This is a genomic window from Xanthomonas sp. PPL134 (assembly GCF_040595915.1).
Taxonomy (GTDB): Bacteria; Pseudomonadota; Gammaproteobacteria; order Xanthomonadales; family Xanthomonadaceae; genus Xanthomonas_A; species Xanthomonas_A indica.
Map to the genome: position 1 here is coordinate 1 of NZ_JAMDLL010000013.1, position 15,036 is coordinate 15,036.

Consider the following 15,036-nt stretch of genomic DNA (forward strand, 5'->3'; position numbering starts at 1 on the left):
CCGGGGACCTGTGGGCGCGGGGGGGAGGGTTGGTGGCCGGGGGTACGGCGGCGCCACCCGCCCAGGGCAAGCGCCCGGGCGCGGACGGCGGGCCCGGCCGCGCCAGGGTGGTGTCACGCCAACTGCTCGGCGCGCAGCCGTTCGGCGAAGGCGGCGACCGACATGGTGCCCAGATCCTCCCCCGATCGCGTGCGGACCGCAATCGCGCCGTTTTCCGTCTCGCGGTCGCCCGCCACCAACAGGTACGGCACCCGCTGCAGCGTGTGTTCGCGAATCTTATAGCCGATTTTTTCGTTCCGCAAATCGGCCTCGATGCGGAAGCCTTGATTTGCAAGGAGTTTCCGCACGTTGTCTACATAGTCTGCCTGAGCATCAGTGATGTTCATGACCACGGCCTGCACCGGCGCCAGCCAGGCCGGGAACATGCCGGCATGGTGCTCGATCAGGATGCCGATGAACCGCTCCATCGAGCCGACGATGGCCCGGTGCAGCATCACCGGATGCTTCTTCTGGCTGTGCTCGTCCACGTACTCGGCGCCGAGGCGGCCGGGCATCATGAAATCCACCTGCATGGTGCCGAGCTGCCAGGTGCGGCCGATCGCGTCCTTCAGGTGGTACTCGATCTTCGGGCCGTAGAAGGCGCCCTCGCCCGGCAGTTCCTGCCACTCCACCCCGCAGGCGCCGAGCGCGGCGCGCAGTGCAGCCTCGGCCTTGTCCCAGGTCGCGTCGTCGCCGAGGCGCTTTTCCGGGCGCAAGGCGATCTTGATCTGGATGTCGTCGAAGCCGAAGTCGCCGTACACCTTCAGCGCCTGCTGGTGGAAGGCGGTGACCTCGGCCTCGATCTGCTGCTCGGTGCAGAAGATGTGGCCGTCGTCCTGGGTGAAGCCGCGCACGCGCAGGATGCCGTGCAGCGCGCCGGACGGCTCGTTGCGGTGGCAGGCGCCGAACTCGCCGTAGCGGATCGGCAGGTCGCGGTAGCTGTGCAGGCCCTGGTTGAACACCTGCACGTGACCCGGGCAGTTCATCGGCTTGACCGCGTAGGTGCGCTTCTCCGACTCGGTGAAGAACATGTTGTCCTGGTAGTTGTCCCAGTGGCCGGACTTCTGCCACAACGACACGTCCAGGATCTGCGGGCAGCGCACCTCGCCGTAGCCGCTGTCGCGGTAGACCTTGCGCATGTACTGCTCGACCACCTGCCAGATCGACCAGCCCTTGGGGTGCCAGAACACCAGACCCGGACCCTCTTCCTGCAGGTGGAACAGGTCCTGCTGCTTGCCGATCTTGCGGTGGTCGCGCTTGTCGGCCTCTTCCATGCGCAGGATGTAGGCCTCGAGCTGCTTCTTGTCGGCCCAGGCGGTGCCGTAGATGCGCTGCAGCTGCTCGTTCTTGGCGTCGCCGCGCCAGTAGGCGCCGGAGATGCGGGTCAGCTTGAACGCCTTGAGGAAGCGCGTGTTGGGCACGTGCGGGCCGCGGCACATGTCCACGTATTCCTGGTGGTAGTACAGGCCCATCGCGGTGACGTCGTCGGGCATGTCCTCGATCAGGCGCAGCTTGTAGTCCTCGCCGCGCTGCTTGAACAGCTCGATCACCTCGGCGCGCGGAGTGACCTTCTTGATCACGTCGTAGTCCTGCGCGATCAGTTCCTGCATGCGCTTCTCGATCGCCGCCAGGTCCTCGGGGGTGAACGGGCGCTCGCTGTAGATGTCGTAGTAGAAGCCCTCGGCGATGACCGGGCCGATCACCATCTTGACCTCGGGATACAGCTGCTTGACCGCGTGGCCGACCAGGTGCGCGCAGGAGTGGCGGATGATCTCCACGCCCTCGGCGTCCTTGGCGGTGATCAGGCGCAGGCTGGCATCGTGGTCGATGACGTCGCAGGCGTCGACCAGGCGGCCGTCGACCTGGCCGGCAATGGTGGCCTTGGCCAGGCCGGGACCGATGGACTGGGCCACGTCCATGGGGCTGACGGGATGTTCGAATTCGCGGCGGCTGCCGTCGGGGAGCGTGATCGTGATCATGGGTGTCGGCGGAAAGTGAAACGGTGGGACGGCGTCCACGCCACTGTGGTGGCAGTCGCGACTGGGCGCGGGACAGAAAGAAGGCGCCACAAGGGCGCCTGCTCGGACAGCCTTGGGCGGGAACTCACGCGAGGGCGGTGGTAGTGCTCATGTCGCACGCTCGGCCGGCGTCGCCGCGGGCCACCCATGTCCGGATCAGATGGTGGGCAGATAGTAAACCAAAAGCGACCGATTGGTCACGGGCAAGGCTGGCGCGCGGCCCGGGACGGGCCGTTCCCGGACACCGCCGGCGTCGTTGGCGCGCCTCCAATCTCGCTGCGCCGCAGCAAGAGCTGCAGCGGCCGCCGTGGCATGCTGGGCGTTCGCTTTCTCCGCAACGGACGCGCCGTCATCAAAGGCAAGGCCACATCGCTGGACATCGCCTACCTGGCAGGCGTTTCGCAACCCACGGTCTCGCGCGCACTGCGCGGCAGCCCGGCGGTCAACGAGCAGACCCGGCGCAAGATCCTGGCGATCGCGCGCGAGCTGAACTACAAGGTCGACAAGCACGCCTCCAGCCTGCGCCTGCGCAATGCCGGCACCCTGGCGCTGCTGTTCTTCGAAGACCCGACCACCGACGACTCGCTGATCAACCCGTTCTTCCACTCGATGCTGGGGTCGATCACCCGCGCCTGCGCCCGTCACTGCTACGACCTGCTGGTGTCGTTCCAGCAACTGTCGGACAACTGGCGCGCGGACTACGGCGACAGCCAGAAGGCCGATGGGCTGATCCTGCTCGGCTACGGCGACTACCTGCAGGCGCAGCAGCGGCTGCAGCACCTGGTCGACCAGGGCACCCATTTCGTGCGCTGGGGCGCGGTGCTGCCCGGGCAGCCGGGAGTGTCGATCGGCAGCGACAACTTCCAGGGGGGCCACGACATCACCGCGCACCTGCTGGCGCAGGGCCGCCGTCGTATCGCCTTCCTCGGCGACGCCTCCAACCATTACCCCGAATTCCTGGAACGCTACCGCGGCCATCTGCAGGCGCTGCGCGCGGCCGGCGCCGACGCCACGCCGGCACTGCAGGTCGATGCGATCACCACCGAGCAGTCCGGCTACGAGGCGGCCCTGGCCCTGCTCGGCCGCGGCGAGCGCTTCGATGCGCTGTTCGCCGCCAGCGACCTGATCGCGATCGGCGCGTTGAAGGCCTTGCGCGAGCACGGCCTGCGCGTACCCGAGGACGTGGCCCTGGCCGGCTTCGACGATATCCCGGTCGCCGCCAGCGTCGATCCGGCGCTGTCGACGGTGCAGCAGGACACCAAGCTGGCCGGTGCGGTGCTGGTGGACACCTTGCTGGCGCAGATCGCCGGGCAGCCGGTGAGCAGCCGCACCCTGCCGGTCACGCTGGCGCTGCGCGGCTCCTCGCTGCGCAGCTGACGCGGTCCATTTGGGTCCCGACAGCGCCCCCGGCGCTCAGCGGGCCGGGGCATCAAGACCGTGACGCAGGCGCGGCGACGTAGCGCCAGCCCCCGCCGCGCTCAGGGCGCCGGCGCGACGCCGTCCTTGGCCGCCATCAGCCAGCGCAGCCGCGCGCGCAGGTCCGGGCGCACGATCGGCGCATCGGACAGGAACACGCGCACGCCGTGTGCCGGCACCTCGGCGCGCAACGCATCGGACACCTCGGTGGCGCTGCCGTCGAAGCCGTCGTGCCAGGTGCCGGGCTGCAGGTAGCGGCGCACCTCCAGCGTGCGTGGCGCGTCGCTCTTGTTCAGCAGCACCAGCGCGGTCTGGGTGCTGCCCGCGTGCTGGAACACCCGGTAGAACACCGCCTCGTCGCCGGACAACTGCAGGTTGAGCTGCAGGCCGCGCTGCAGTGCCGGGCTGCGCTGGCGCAGCGTGGCGATGCGCCGCAGCGGCGCGAAGATCGGGCTGGACGGGGCGGCATCCACCCGCTCCTGGCCGAAGTAGTTGCGGTTGCCGGCATGCTCGGCGCGGCCACGCATGAAGCCGGTCTCCGAGCCGTAGTAGATCACCGGGATGCCGCGCGCGGTGAACAGCCAGTTGTGCGCGTCGATGAAACCGGCGTCGCTGGCGTCCAGTCGCGCCATGTCGTGGTTGTCGTAGAAGGTCATCAGCTCGTACGGATTGGCGTACGGGCCGCGCTCCAGGTACAGCGCCGGCTGCAGCGTCTCGTAGCCGCGCCGGGCGTGGCCGAACGTCGCCGCCAGCGCCTGCTTGAGCGGGAAATCCAGCACGCTGACGCCGGCGTTGCCGGCCCAGGTGTGGCCGGCGATCTTGTGCGCGCTGTAGTCGAAGTCCTCGCCGAACATGAACATGCCCGGGCGCTGCGCGCGGATGCGGCGCACGAACTCGTGCCAGAAGCTGTCCGGCATCCAGCCGATGGTGTCGATGCGGAACGCGTCGGCGCCCTGCCCCAGCCATTGCGAGTAGGCGCCGACCAGATACTCCATCACCGCCGGGTTGCGCTCGTTGAAATCGGACAACTGCGCCAGGTTGCCGCTGGTGTTGTAGAACGCGTGCAGCGGGTTGTGCGCCGGGTCGAGCCTGGACGGCGGCAGGTTCTGGTGATCGGCGATGAGCTTGCCGTCGCGGTCGAACACCTGGCCGAACATCGGCTGGCGCTTGGGCATGGTCCAGGCCGGCGAGCCGTGGTTGCCGACGATGTCCAGCACCACCTTCAGCTGCTGCGCGTGCATGGCCTGGGTGAAGCCGGCGAAATCCAGGCCCGGGCTCGGCAGATGCTCGTCGAGCTTGTAGAAGTTGACGCCCCAGTAGCCGTGGTAGCCGGTCTTGCCGCGGTCGCTCAGCGAGCTGCCCCAGGTGATCGGCCTGCCGCCGGTGAAGGCCTCGTCCGGGTTGTCGACGATCGGGGTGATCCACACCGCGCCGAAGCCCAGGTCGCGGATGTAGCCGGCGTTGTCGACCACGCCCTTGAAGTCGCCGCCGAGGTAGCCGATGTTGTCGCTCTCGCCCGGCGGCGCCGGGATCGGGATGTCGAAGGTGCGATGCGCGCCGCCCTGGTCGCGATGATCGTTGCCCGGGTCGCCGTTGACGAAGCGATCGGTGACCACGAAGTACACCGCCTCGCTGGCGAACGGTTCCAGCGTGCCATAGAACTCCTCCTGCGCCGGCGCCTGGGCCTGCGCCGATGCAGCGCAGGCACCCAGCAGGGCCAGCGCCAACAGCGACATCCGATCAATCATGCATTTGCTCCCGAATCCGACGGCACCCACAGCATGCACAGCGCCGCCACCAGCAGGCTGCCGCCGCCGATCGCCAGCGCGTACAGCGGCCGGCCGCCGAGCCAGTGCGTGAGCACGAAGCCCAGCACGCTGACCGCGACCAACTGCGGGATCACGATGAAGAAATTGAAGATGCCCATGTACACGCCCATCTTCGCCGCCGGCACGCTGTCCGACAGCAAGGCGTAGGGCAGCGACAGGATCGAGGCCCAGGCGAAGCCCACGCCGACCATCGACAGCAGCAGCCACTGCGGATCGCGGATCCACAGGAACGACAGCAGGCCGGCCGCACCCAGGCACAGGTTGAGCAGATGGCTCATGCGCAGCCCACAGGCGCGCACTAGCAGCGGAATGGCGATCGCGGCCAGTGCGGCGAAGCCGTTGTAGGCGGCGAACAGCACGCCGACCCAGTTTGCCCCGTCGTTGTAGGCGGCCGAGGTCGCATCGTGGGTGCCGTAGTGGGTCTGGGTGACCGCGGCGGTGGTATAGATCCACATCGCGAACAGGGCGAACCAGGAGAAAAACTGCACCCAGGCCAGGCGCCGCATCGCCTGCGGCATGGTCTGCAGATCGCAGACGATGGACGCCAGCATGTGCCCACGGCGCAGGCGCGGCGCCATGCCCTGCAGCACGCCGTAGCCGAGGCACAGCCCGGCCAGCACGTAGAGCATGCGATCGCCATCGCTGAAGGCGATGGCCACCGCCCCAGCAATGCCCACCGCGCACCACAGCGCAGCGGCGCCATCGACACGGCGCGGTTGCGCCGCCGTGGCGGCCGACGTGGCGACGTCGCAGCCGTGCAGGTCCTCGGGTGGATACTCGCGGGTGCGCAGCACGGTCCAGCCGATGGACAGGAACAGCACTGCGCCGCCGAAATAGAACGCGTAGCGTACCGTTGCCGGCACCTCGCCGGGAGCGGCGGTGTTGCTCACGCCCCAATGCGCCAGCAGCCACGGCAGCATGCTCGCCACCACCGCGCCGACGCCGATGAAGAAGCTCTGCATCGCATAGCCGCTGGCGCGCTGGCGCGGCGGCAGCTGGTCGCCGACGAACGCGCGGAACGGCTCCATCGAGATGTTGATCGAGGCGTCGAGCACCCACAGCATCCCGGCCGCCACCCACAGCGCCGGCGAGTTCGGCATCACCAGCAAGGCGAGCGTGGTGAACAGCGCGCCGACCATGAAGTACGGCCGACGCCGGCCGAAGCGGTTCCAGGTGCGGTCGGACAGGTAACCGACGATCGGCTGCACGATCAGGCCGGTCAGCGGTGCGGCGATCCACAGTCCCGGCACCTGCTCCATGTCCGCGCCCAGGGTCTGGAAGATGCGGCTGGCATTGGCGTTCTGCAGGGCGAAGCCGAACTGGATGCCCAGGAAGCCGAAACACATGTTCCAGATCTGCCAGAACGACAGCGCCGGCTTGGCGCGGGCCACGTCCCTCATGGGCGACCTCCGGCAGCGCCGATCGGCGCGATCAACAGTGCGACGACGTCGGCGGCATTGACCACGCCATCGGCGCCGCCCTGCCCTCCGGTGTAGCGCGCGAAGTGCTGCAGCGCACTCATGTTCGCCGCCGGCACCAGCCGTGCGCGACAGCGCTGCCGGGTCTGCAGCGTGAACACGGCGGCGGTGGAGGTCTGCTCGCCCACGCTGTGCGGCATCACCAGCGGCTGCGTCTGCGGTGGCGCCGCGCCGCACTGCACCTGCAGGCGCTTGACCGCCGCGGTGACACCGGTGTTGATCGGGCCATGCGCATTGACGTAGCGCAGGCTCAGCCGGTACGCGCCATCGCGCGGCGCCGTCCACGTCCAGGCGTCGGCACCGTCCACGCGCGCAACGTCGCCGACGCAGACGGTGGGACTGTGCAGCGATTCCCAACGCGTCCCGCGCCGGGTCAGGCTCAGGCACTGCACGCGCTCGGACAGCGGCAGCAGCGCGCCGTCGGCATTCCCGGTGTGCGCCTGCCCATCGACATACAGCACTGTGTCCGCGGCCGCCTGCACGCGCCAGCCTTGCGCTTCGCGCCGCACCTGCGGTGCCGACGGTGCCAGCGGCGCGAAGGCGTCTTCGGCCGTCAGCATCTGCAGGGGTGCGCTGCCGCTTTGGTGCGGCACCAGGTCGACGGTGGTCACGCCGTCCTGACGCCGGGTCTTGCCGGCAATCAGCAGATCGCCCTGCAACTGCGCCGGCCGCCGCAGCACGATGCGCCGGTCCTGCAGCTGCAACGCGATTTCCTGGCGCTCGCCGAACAGCAGCGGCACCAGGCTGGTCGGCAGCTTGGGCAGCACGCGGCCGTCGTCCTCCACGCCGAACACGCCCTCGATCACCATCGCCAGGTAGCCGGCCACCGACCAGAGTTGCCGGGGCGAATTGACCACCGGGCCGCTGAGCGGACCGTCGTCGACATGCGCGGCCTGGCTCAGGAACTCGTAGTTCTCCATGTTCGAGCCGGCCAGCGCGGCACCGCGCAACAGCGAGCGCACTTCCAGGTCGATGCGCGCACTGTCGTCGGTGTGCCGCGCCGCGCGTAGCGCATAGGCGCTGACGAACGGCCAGATCGCCCGGTTGTGGTAGATCGGCACCTCGCGCTGCTGCGGCCACACCACCGGGCTGCCCGCCTCCACCGCGGGATAGCGCGCCAGCGCCTGGCGCGCGCGCTCGGGCGGCAGCACGTCGGCCAGCACCGCCAGCGACAGGCCCAGCAGATCGTAGCGTTCGTAGCGCACCGGGTGCTCGGCCGTGCCGATGTAGCTGACGTAGCTGCCGCGGTCCTCACGCCAGAAGCGCTGCGCGATCGCCTGGCGCAGCGCATCGGCCCAGCCGGCGTAGCGCATGGCCGCCCGCGTGTCGCCCTGCTCCCGCGCCAGGCGCTCGCCCAGGCGCAGCGCCTGATAGTGCAGCACGTTGGTCGACAACGCGAAGGAACTGGCGATGAAGCCGACGTCCTCGCGGGTCCAGGCCGGATAGGTCTGCTCGCGCCAGTCCAGGAACGAGGTCTCGCCACGGTACAGGCCGATGCGCGGGTCGAACGCAAACGCGCGGTCCTGCGCCAGCGTGGCGGCAAGCGCGGCGCGGGTGTCGGCGGCGAAGCCCGGTTCGTCCAGCAGGTGTCGTGCGGCCAGGAACCACACCACGCGATCGCTGCTCACGGGCCAACTGCCGCCGGAGCCGGTGTCCTGCGCCACGAACAGCCCCGGCAGCGCGTCGGCGCCACGCATCGGCGACAGCTTGAAGCGCAGCGAGCGCCGCGTGCGCTCCGGATCCAGCCGCGCCAGGGCCAGGTCCGCGGCATAGCTGACGTCGCGGGTCCACACATAGGGCCAGCGCTCGCCGGTCTGGTAGCAATCGCACGGCAAGGGCTTGCCGTGATCGAACGCCGGGTCGCGGATCGCCTGCACTTGGTCGTCGCGCAACTCCTGCTGCGCCAGCGCGAACAGCGCATCGAACAGCGGACTGTCGGTCTCGCTGCGCAGTGGCTGTGCCGGCACCGTGCGCGTGCCCTGCACCGCGTGCAGCACGAAGCCGCCGTCGGCCGTGGCCTGGGCCCGCGCGGTCTGGCCACGCCGTTGCAATGACGTCTGTCCAGCAGACGCCGACGCCGCAGCACCCAAGGTGGCGGCCAAGCAGATCATCTTCAGCATCGAAGCGGCAGACCGGCTCGCACCGATCGACCTCCCTCCCTCTTTGCCTGCATGGTGGAAGCGCAGGCCGGCATGCCGGCGCTACGGTCGCCGCCTCCGCATCGCGGGGCGCTGCGGACATGGTAGACGGGCGGCACCGTGGCGCGTGCAGTTGCATACGTATTCATCGCGCAGGCCGCGGGCTGCAAGGGAACGCCTGGCTATAGTCGTTGTGGTGCCACGGTCGCCTTGGGAGGGGAGATGCCGCTGCCGCTTCATGTTTTGTCGCAACTGCGTCCGACGCTGCGCCTGGCGTCGCTGCTGGCGGGCGTATTGTTGTGCGCCGCAGCACAGCTGCACGCCGCGCCGCAGACCGTGGCCAGCGTCGATTCGCCCGGCAAGGTCCTGCAGGTCTCGCTGCAACTGGACGACGGCCGCCCAGCTACCGCGTGCTGCGCCTGGGCGAACCCGTGGTCGGCGACTCGCGGCTCGGCTTCCAGTTGCGCGACGGCAGCCTGGACCGCGACCTGGCCGTGCTGGATCAACGCAGCCGCAGCGTCGACGAGACCTGGGAACAGCCCTGGGGCGAGCGTCGCTACGTGCGCAATCACTACAACGAGTTGCGCGTGGAGCTGGGCGAGCGCGGCGGCCGCCAGCGCCGCTTCGCGGTGGTGTTCCGCGTCTACGACGACGGGCTCGGCTTCCGCTACAGCTTCCCGCGACAGGCTGGCATGCAGGAAGCGATCATCGACGAGGAACTGACCGAGTTCGACATCGTCCCCGAAGCGACTGCCTGGTGGATTCCCCCGCCGGCGGCACCATCCACTACGAGTATCTGTACCGGCACACGCCGCTGCGCGAGGTGCCGCTGGCGCACACGCCGTTCACCCTGCGCAGCCAGGACGGCCTGCACCTGGCCATCCACGAAGCCGCCCTGGTCGACTACGCCGGCATGTGGCTGCGCCGCGGCGAAGGACAGCGCCTGCACGCGCAATTGTCGCCGTCGACAGAAGGCTGGAAGGTCCGTCGCGCCCTGCCCTTCGACACGCCGTGGCGGACGCTGCAGATCAGCGACACCGCCGGCGGCCTGGTCGACTCCAACCTGATCCTCAACCTCAACGAACCCAACGCGCTGGGCGACGTGAGCTGGGTGCACCCGGCCAAGTACGTGGGCGTGTGGTGGTCGATGCATCTGAACCAGGAAACCTGGGCGCGCGGCCCCAGGCATGCCGCCACCACCGCCAATACCCGCCGCTACATCGATTTTGCCGCGGCGCACGGCTTCCGTGGCGTGCTGGTGGAAGGCTGGAACCCAGGCTGGGACGGCAACTGGGGCGGCAACGGATACGACTTCGACTTCACCCGCCCCACCGCGGACTTCGACATCGCCGCGCTCAGCGCCTATGCGGCGAAGAAGGGCGTGCACCTGATCGGCCACCACGAGACCGGCTGCGCGGTGGAGCACTATGAAGACCAGCTCGATGCGGCGCTGGACCTGTACGCGCGGCTGGGCGTGGACCTTCAAGACCGGCTATGTCTGCGAGGACGGCCAGGTGGACCGGCGCAATCCGGCTGGCGGCCCGTTGTGGCGCGAATGGCACGACGGCCAGTTCATGGCCCGGCATCATCTGAAGGTGGTGCAGGAGGCGGCCAAGCGCCACCTCTCGGTCAATGCCCACGAGCCGATCAAGGACACCGGCCTGCGCCGCACCTATCCAAACTGGCTTTCGCGTGAAGGCGCGCGCGGGATGGAGTACAACGCCTGGGGCGAACCGCCGAACCCGCCGGAGCACGAAGTCGATCTGGTGTTCACGCGGATGCTGGCCGGTCCGATGGACTACACGCCCGGCATCCTCAGCCTGAAGGGCCGCGGCGGGCGCGCGATTCCGAGCACGCTGGCGCGGCAACTGGCGCTGTACGTGACCCTGTACAGCCCGATCCAGATGGCGGCCGACCTGCCCGAGCACTATCTACAGCACCGCGACGCCTTCCGCTTCATCGAGGACGTGGCGGTGGACTGGGACGACAGCCGCGTGCTCGACGGCGAGATCGGCGATTACGTCACCATCGTGCGCAAGGATCGCCACAGCCGCGACTGGTTCCTCGGCAGCATCACCGACGCGCATGGCCGCGTGCTGCCGATCGCGCTGGGCTTCCTCGAGCCGGGCGTGCGCTACCGTGCCGAGATCTACCGCGACGGCGATGCCGCCGACTACCAGCACAACCCGTTCGACTTCGTGCGCGAGCAGCGCGTCGTCACCAGCGCCGATCAACTGCAGGTGAAACTGGCGCCCGGCGGCGGCCAGGCGATCCGTTTCGTCCCGCTGGATCCCGCTCCGAACTCCGCCGGCACGGCCGCATCGCGCTAGCGCACTCCCTGTGCGCAGGCCGCCGCCAGCGACACACCGGCGGCGGCGGCGCTCGGTGCCTGGTCACCTCCTGCTGTACCCGGCGCCGCACTGCCGCGCACGAACAGAAAGCGTCAGCGCGCGTGACATCGGCATTGGCGTCGGCCAGGCGTTATCGCCCCGCTCGGTCACACCGGGCCAGGCTTACGCCTGCACGCACCGCGGCATCGCCTGCCGCACGGCATTCGCGCGTGCGCGATGGCGACATCGGCTGCGCAACGCACGCACGTTCCTGTCGGCACCGGCATAGCGCCCGGCGCACGACAGTGCGATCCTGAAAGCGCTTCCAATGCGATGCACGCCAGTGAATACGTATGCAGCGGGCGTTCGCAACCAGGCCGCGTGTCTACCATACAGCGCAATCGCGACACCGCCCTGCGGCTGCGCGACACGCACATCCGGCCGCCTCGCCGGTTCAGACATTCGCAAGACAACATTGCCTGGGAGGGGAAAATGTTGAACCACAAGCGCAACGCGCTGACGCTGGCGCTGGCCGTCGCGATGACGCCGATGCTGGCCGCCGCACAATCCGATACCACCGCCGCCACGTCCGCCAATCCGGTCACCGAGTTGGACAAGGTCCAGGTGACCGGCATTCGCCGCGGCATCGAGAACGCCATCGCGGTCAAGCAGGACGCCACGTCCATCGTCGAGGCGATCTCGGCCGAGGACATCGGCAAGCTGCCGGACGTGAGCATCGCCGAATCGCTCGGCCGCCTGCCCGGCCTGGCCGCGCAGCGCGTCGCCGGCCGCGCCCAGGTGATCAGCGTGCGCGGCCTGTCGCCCGATTTCGCCACCACCCTGCTCAACGGCCGCGAAGTGGTCAGCACCGGCGACAACCGCAGCGTCGAGTTCGACCAGTACCCCTCGGAGCTGGTCAACGGCGTGACCGTGTACAAGACGCCCGATGCCGGCCTGGTCGGCCAGGGCCTGTCCGGCACCATCGACATGCAGACCGTGCGCCCGCTGAGCTTCCCGGACCGGGTGATCGCGATCAGTGGCCGCCTGCAGAAGAGCTCGCTCGGCAAGGCCGCCGATGTCGACGCCTTCGGCAACCGCTTCAGCGCCAGCTACATCGACCAGTTCCTGGACAACACCCTGGGCTTCTCGATCGGCTATGCCCACAGCGATATGCCGATCCAGGAGAACCAGGTCGGCCTGTACGAGCCGTGGAGCACCGAAAATACAGACAAGGGCGCGCGCCGAGGTGTTCCGCAAGGCACCTTCTTCTCAGACGGCATCAAAGCATTGCGCCGGACGGGCAATAACAAACGCGACGGCGTGATGGCGACCGTGCAGTTCCGCCCATCCAGCAGTTGGACCAGCACCTTCGACGCGTTCCATACCGAAGCCGAGCAGATCGACACCGCCAATCAGTTCGAACTCAGTCTGAGCGGCAATGGCGAGGATCCAAACAATCCTGCTGCCATTCTCCCAATATTCACGAATGTCAGCCGTAACGCGGACGGTACATTCACCGGTGGCACCATCAACAATGCCTATCCACTTGTCCGCGGCATGTACAACAAGCGCAAGGACAAGATCGACGCGTTCGGCTGGAACAACGAGTTGAATCTGGGGAGCGTCAGGCTGGTGGCGGACCTGAACTATTCCAAGGCCACCCGGGACGAACTAAACCTCGAAAATAACCTGCAGCTGATCCCACGACCGCAGTTCGATTCGATCGGTATCACCGTCCATCCAAACGGCTTCTCGCAGATCACGCCGGGCCGCGACTACTCCAATCCGAACGACCTGTTCCTGACCAACACCATCTACGGTTCCGGCTACGGCAAGGTGCCGGAGGTCGAGGACCGCCTGAAGGGCGGCCGCTTGGCGGCGACCCTGCCGGCGCCGCAGGCGCTGACCTGGTTCTCGGACATCGACGTGGGCGTGAACTACGCCGACCGGCGCAAGCAGAAGACCCAGGCCGAAGGCAACATCCTGCTCGGCGCGCAGGGCGACACCAGCATCGCCAGCGACCTGCAGTACGACCCGGTCAACCTCGGCTTCGCCGGCATCGGCACGATCCCCGCCTGGAACGTGCCGGCGGCGGTCGCGCGCTACATGACCTTCAATCCGGTCACCAACCTGGACTACCTGATCCCGAAATCGTGGACCGTGCAGGAGAAGATCACCACGGCCTGGCTCCGCGCCAACATCAACACCGACATCGGCGAGGTCGGGGTGCGCGGCAACGTCGGCGTGCAGTTGCAGCATGCCGACCAGAGCTCGCAATCCAGCTACTTCGACCAGTCCCGCCCGGCAGGCCAGAACGTGCTGCCGATCGATGCCGGCAAGACCTACAACGACTGGCTGCCGAGCCTCAACCTGGCCTTCCTGTTCCCGCACCAGCAGACCCTGCGCTTCGCCGCGGCCAAGCAGGTGGCGCGGCCGCGCGTGGACCAGATGCGCGCCGGCCTGGACTTCGGCGTCGACACCTCCACCGGCAAGCCCGGTGGCAGCGGCGGCAATCCCCTGCTCGACCCGTGGCGCGCCAACGCGCTGGACCTGTCGTACGAAAAATACTTCGGCGAGAAGGCCTACGTGGCGGCCGCGGTGTTCTACAAGGACCTGAAGAGCTACATCTATACGCAGTCGCGCGACGACTACGACTTTTCCGCCCTGCTCGCCAGCTATGTGCGCCCGCCGGGCATGACCGTACCGGTGCAGACCACCGGCACCTTCTCCTCGCCACAGAACGGCAAGGGCGGCACCCTGCGCGGCCTGGAGCTGACCGCCTCGCTGCCGCTGGACATGTTCACCGACAGCCTGCGCGGCTTCGGCGTGCAGGCCAGCGCGACCTTCAACGACAGCGACATCAAGATCCTCGATCCCGAAAGCGCCTCCAGCGTCGGCTCGGATCCGATCAGCCTGCCCGGCCTGTCCAAGCACGTGTACAACTTCACGGCCTACTACGAGCGCAACGGCTTCGAGGCCCGGGTCAGCCAGCGCCGGCGTTCGGACTTCATCGGCGAGATCGGCAACTTCAACGGCAACCGCACGCTGCGCTACGTGGTCGGCGAAAACGTCACCGACGCACAGGTCAGCTACACCTTCGCCGACGGCAGCACCCTGGCCGGGCTGAGCCTGCTGCTGCAGGCGAGCAACCTGAGCAACTCGCCCTACCGCACGTACGCCGGCACCAAGGACCGCCCGCTGGAATACGTCGAATGGGGGCGCACCTACATGCTGGGCGTGAACTACAAGTTCTGAGGCCCGCGTAGCGGCTGCAACCGACGCCCGCAGGCGCACCCGGCGGGCGTTTTTCGTTGGACGGGTGCCGGATGCGGTGGTGTCGACTGGCGCGACGCAAAGATGCGCACGGTTGAAAGGAGGATCGCGCAGCCGCGTGGGGTCTTTTTTGCCGAATGAGATAAAGCTGAGCGGCCTGTAGGGCACCTATCGACCCTCTCGTGTGCCGGGAAGCACCATGCCAACACATTCGAGTCGGCACTCCGGACCGACCAGCCTGATCTCACTCCGAGGAGCGGGACCGTGACGAGGCGGTGCAGGGCGGCGGATCGAAGTCGACCACGCCACTGTCAACGCAGGCTTGCAGCCAGAAGGCCACGGGAGCGCGCAACCGTTCGCGCGGTGAGGAAAGGTGGCATCTCGGATCGGAGCGGTGCGCGAACGTCGTGACGGCGCTGCGCGGCTCGCCGGCGTAGCGATCATGACGGATTCGCGTTGAATGACCGGCGCCTGGCAACGCGGCGGAGTGGAACTGCCTGTCGTGGAGACCAGCA

6 protein-coding genes and 1 pseudogene are annotated in these 15,036 nt (G+C 68.3%); 3 read left to right on the forward strand and 4 right to left on the reverse strand.

All coding sequences use genetic code 11. From position 1 onward, the window contains the following. Positions 1-113 precede the first annotated feature (113 nt). The gene (gene thrS / locus M3U25_RS17615) at positions 114-2,018 is read right to left on the reverse strand and encodes a threonine--tRNA ligase (RefSeq protein ID WP_263392762.1); all 1,905 of its coding nucleotides are present in this window, start codon (positions 2,016-2,018) and stop codon (positions 114-116) included. Positions 2,019-2,369: 351 nt separating this feature from the next. On the opposite strand from thrS, the gene M3U25_RS17620 reads away from it, so the two are divergent. Continuing rightward, a complete protein-coding gene (locus M3U25_RS17620) occupies positions 2,370-3,434 on the forward strand; it encodes a LacI family DNA-binding transcriptional regulator (protein WP_355496542.1) in 1,065 nt (354 codons plus the stop codon). A 101-nt stretch (positions 3,435-3,535) separates the two neighbouring features. On the opposite strand, the gene M3U25_RS17625 is transcribed toward M3U25_RS17620, so the two are convergent. The 3 genes from M3U25_RS17625 to M3U25_RS17635 are packed head-to-tail and all read right to left on the reverse strand — an operon-like array spanning position 3,536 to position 8,900. Further along, complete coding sequence (locus M3U25_RS17625; protein WP_355497714.1) at positions 3,536-5,209, reverse strand: alpha-amylase family glycosyl hydrolase; 1,674 nt, start codon at positions 5,207-5,209, stop codon at positions 3,536-3,538. An 8-nt stretch (positions 5,210-5,217) separates the two neighbouring features. After that, positions 5,218-6,702, reverse strand: coding sequence for an MFS transporter (locus M3U25_RS17630; RefSeq protein ID WP_355496539.1), 1,485 nt, complete (start codon positions 6,700-6,702; stop codon positions 5,218-5,220). After that, on the reverse strand, positions 6,699-8,900 hold the full coding sequence (locus M3U25_RS17635) for a Six-hairpin glycosidase-like protein (protein ID WP_355496536.1): 2,202 nt from the start codon (positions 8,898-8,900) through the stop codon (positions 6,699-6,701). The genes M3U25_RS17630 and M3U25_RS17635 overlap by 4 nt, the downstream gene beginning before the upstream one ends. 324 nt (positions 8,901-9,224) lie before the next feature. Here M3U25_RS17635 and M3U25_RS17640 point away from each other — a divergent pair. Both M3U25_RS17640 and M3U25_RS17645 read left to right on the forward strand, forming a co-directional pair. Then, positions 9,225-11,248: pseudogene (locus M3U25_RS17640) on the forward strand (glycoside hydrolase family 97 protein); the annotation flags it as partial. A gap of 492 nt (positions 11,249-11,740) precedes the next feature. Next, complete coding sequence (locus M3U25_RS17645) at positions 11,741-14,503, forward strand: TonB-dependent receptor (protein WP_355496533.1); 2,763 nt, start codon at positions 11,741-11,743, stop codon at positions 14,501-14,503. Positions 14,504-15,036: the final 533 nt, after the last annotated feature.

Excerpts from the sequence above, each read along its gene's own strand:
- thrS (WP_263392762.1), bottom strand. The coding sequence starts at position 2,018 with ATGATCACGATCACGCTCCCCGACGGCAGCCGCCGCGAATTCGAACAT.
- M3U25_RS17635 (WP_355496536.1), bottom strand. The coding sequence starts at position 8,900 with ATGCTGAAGATGATCTGCTTGGCCGCCACCTTGGGTGCTGCGGCGTCG.
- M3U25_RS17620 (WP_355496542.1), top strand. The coding sequence starts at position 2,370 with ATGCTGGGCGTTCGCTTTCTCCGCAACGGACGCGCCGTCATCAAAGGC.
- M3U25_RS17625 (WP_355497714.1), bottom strand. The coding sequence starts at position 5,209 with ATGTCGCTGTTGGCGCTGGCCCTGCTGGGTGCCTGCGCTGCATCGGCG.
- M3U25_RS17645 (WP_355496533.1), top strand. The coding sequence starts at position 11,741 with ATGTTGAACCACAAGCGCAACGCGCTGACGCTGGCGCTGGCCGTCGCG.
- M3U25_RS17630 (WP_355496539.1), bottom strand. The coding sequence starts at position 6,702 with ATGAGGGACGTGGCCCGCGCCAAGCCGGCGCTGTCGTTCTGGCAGATC.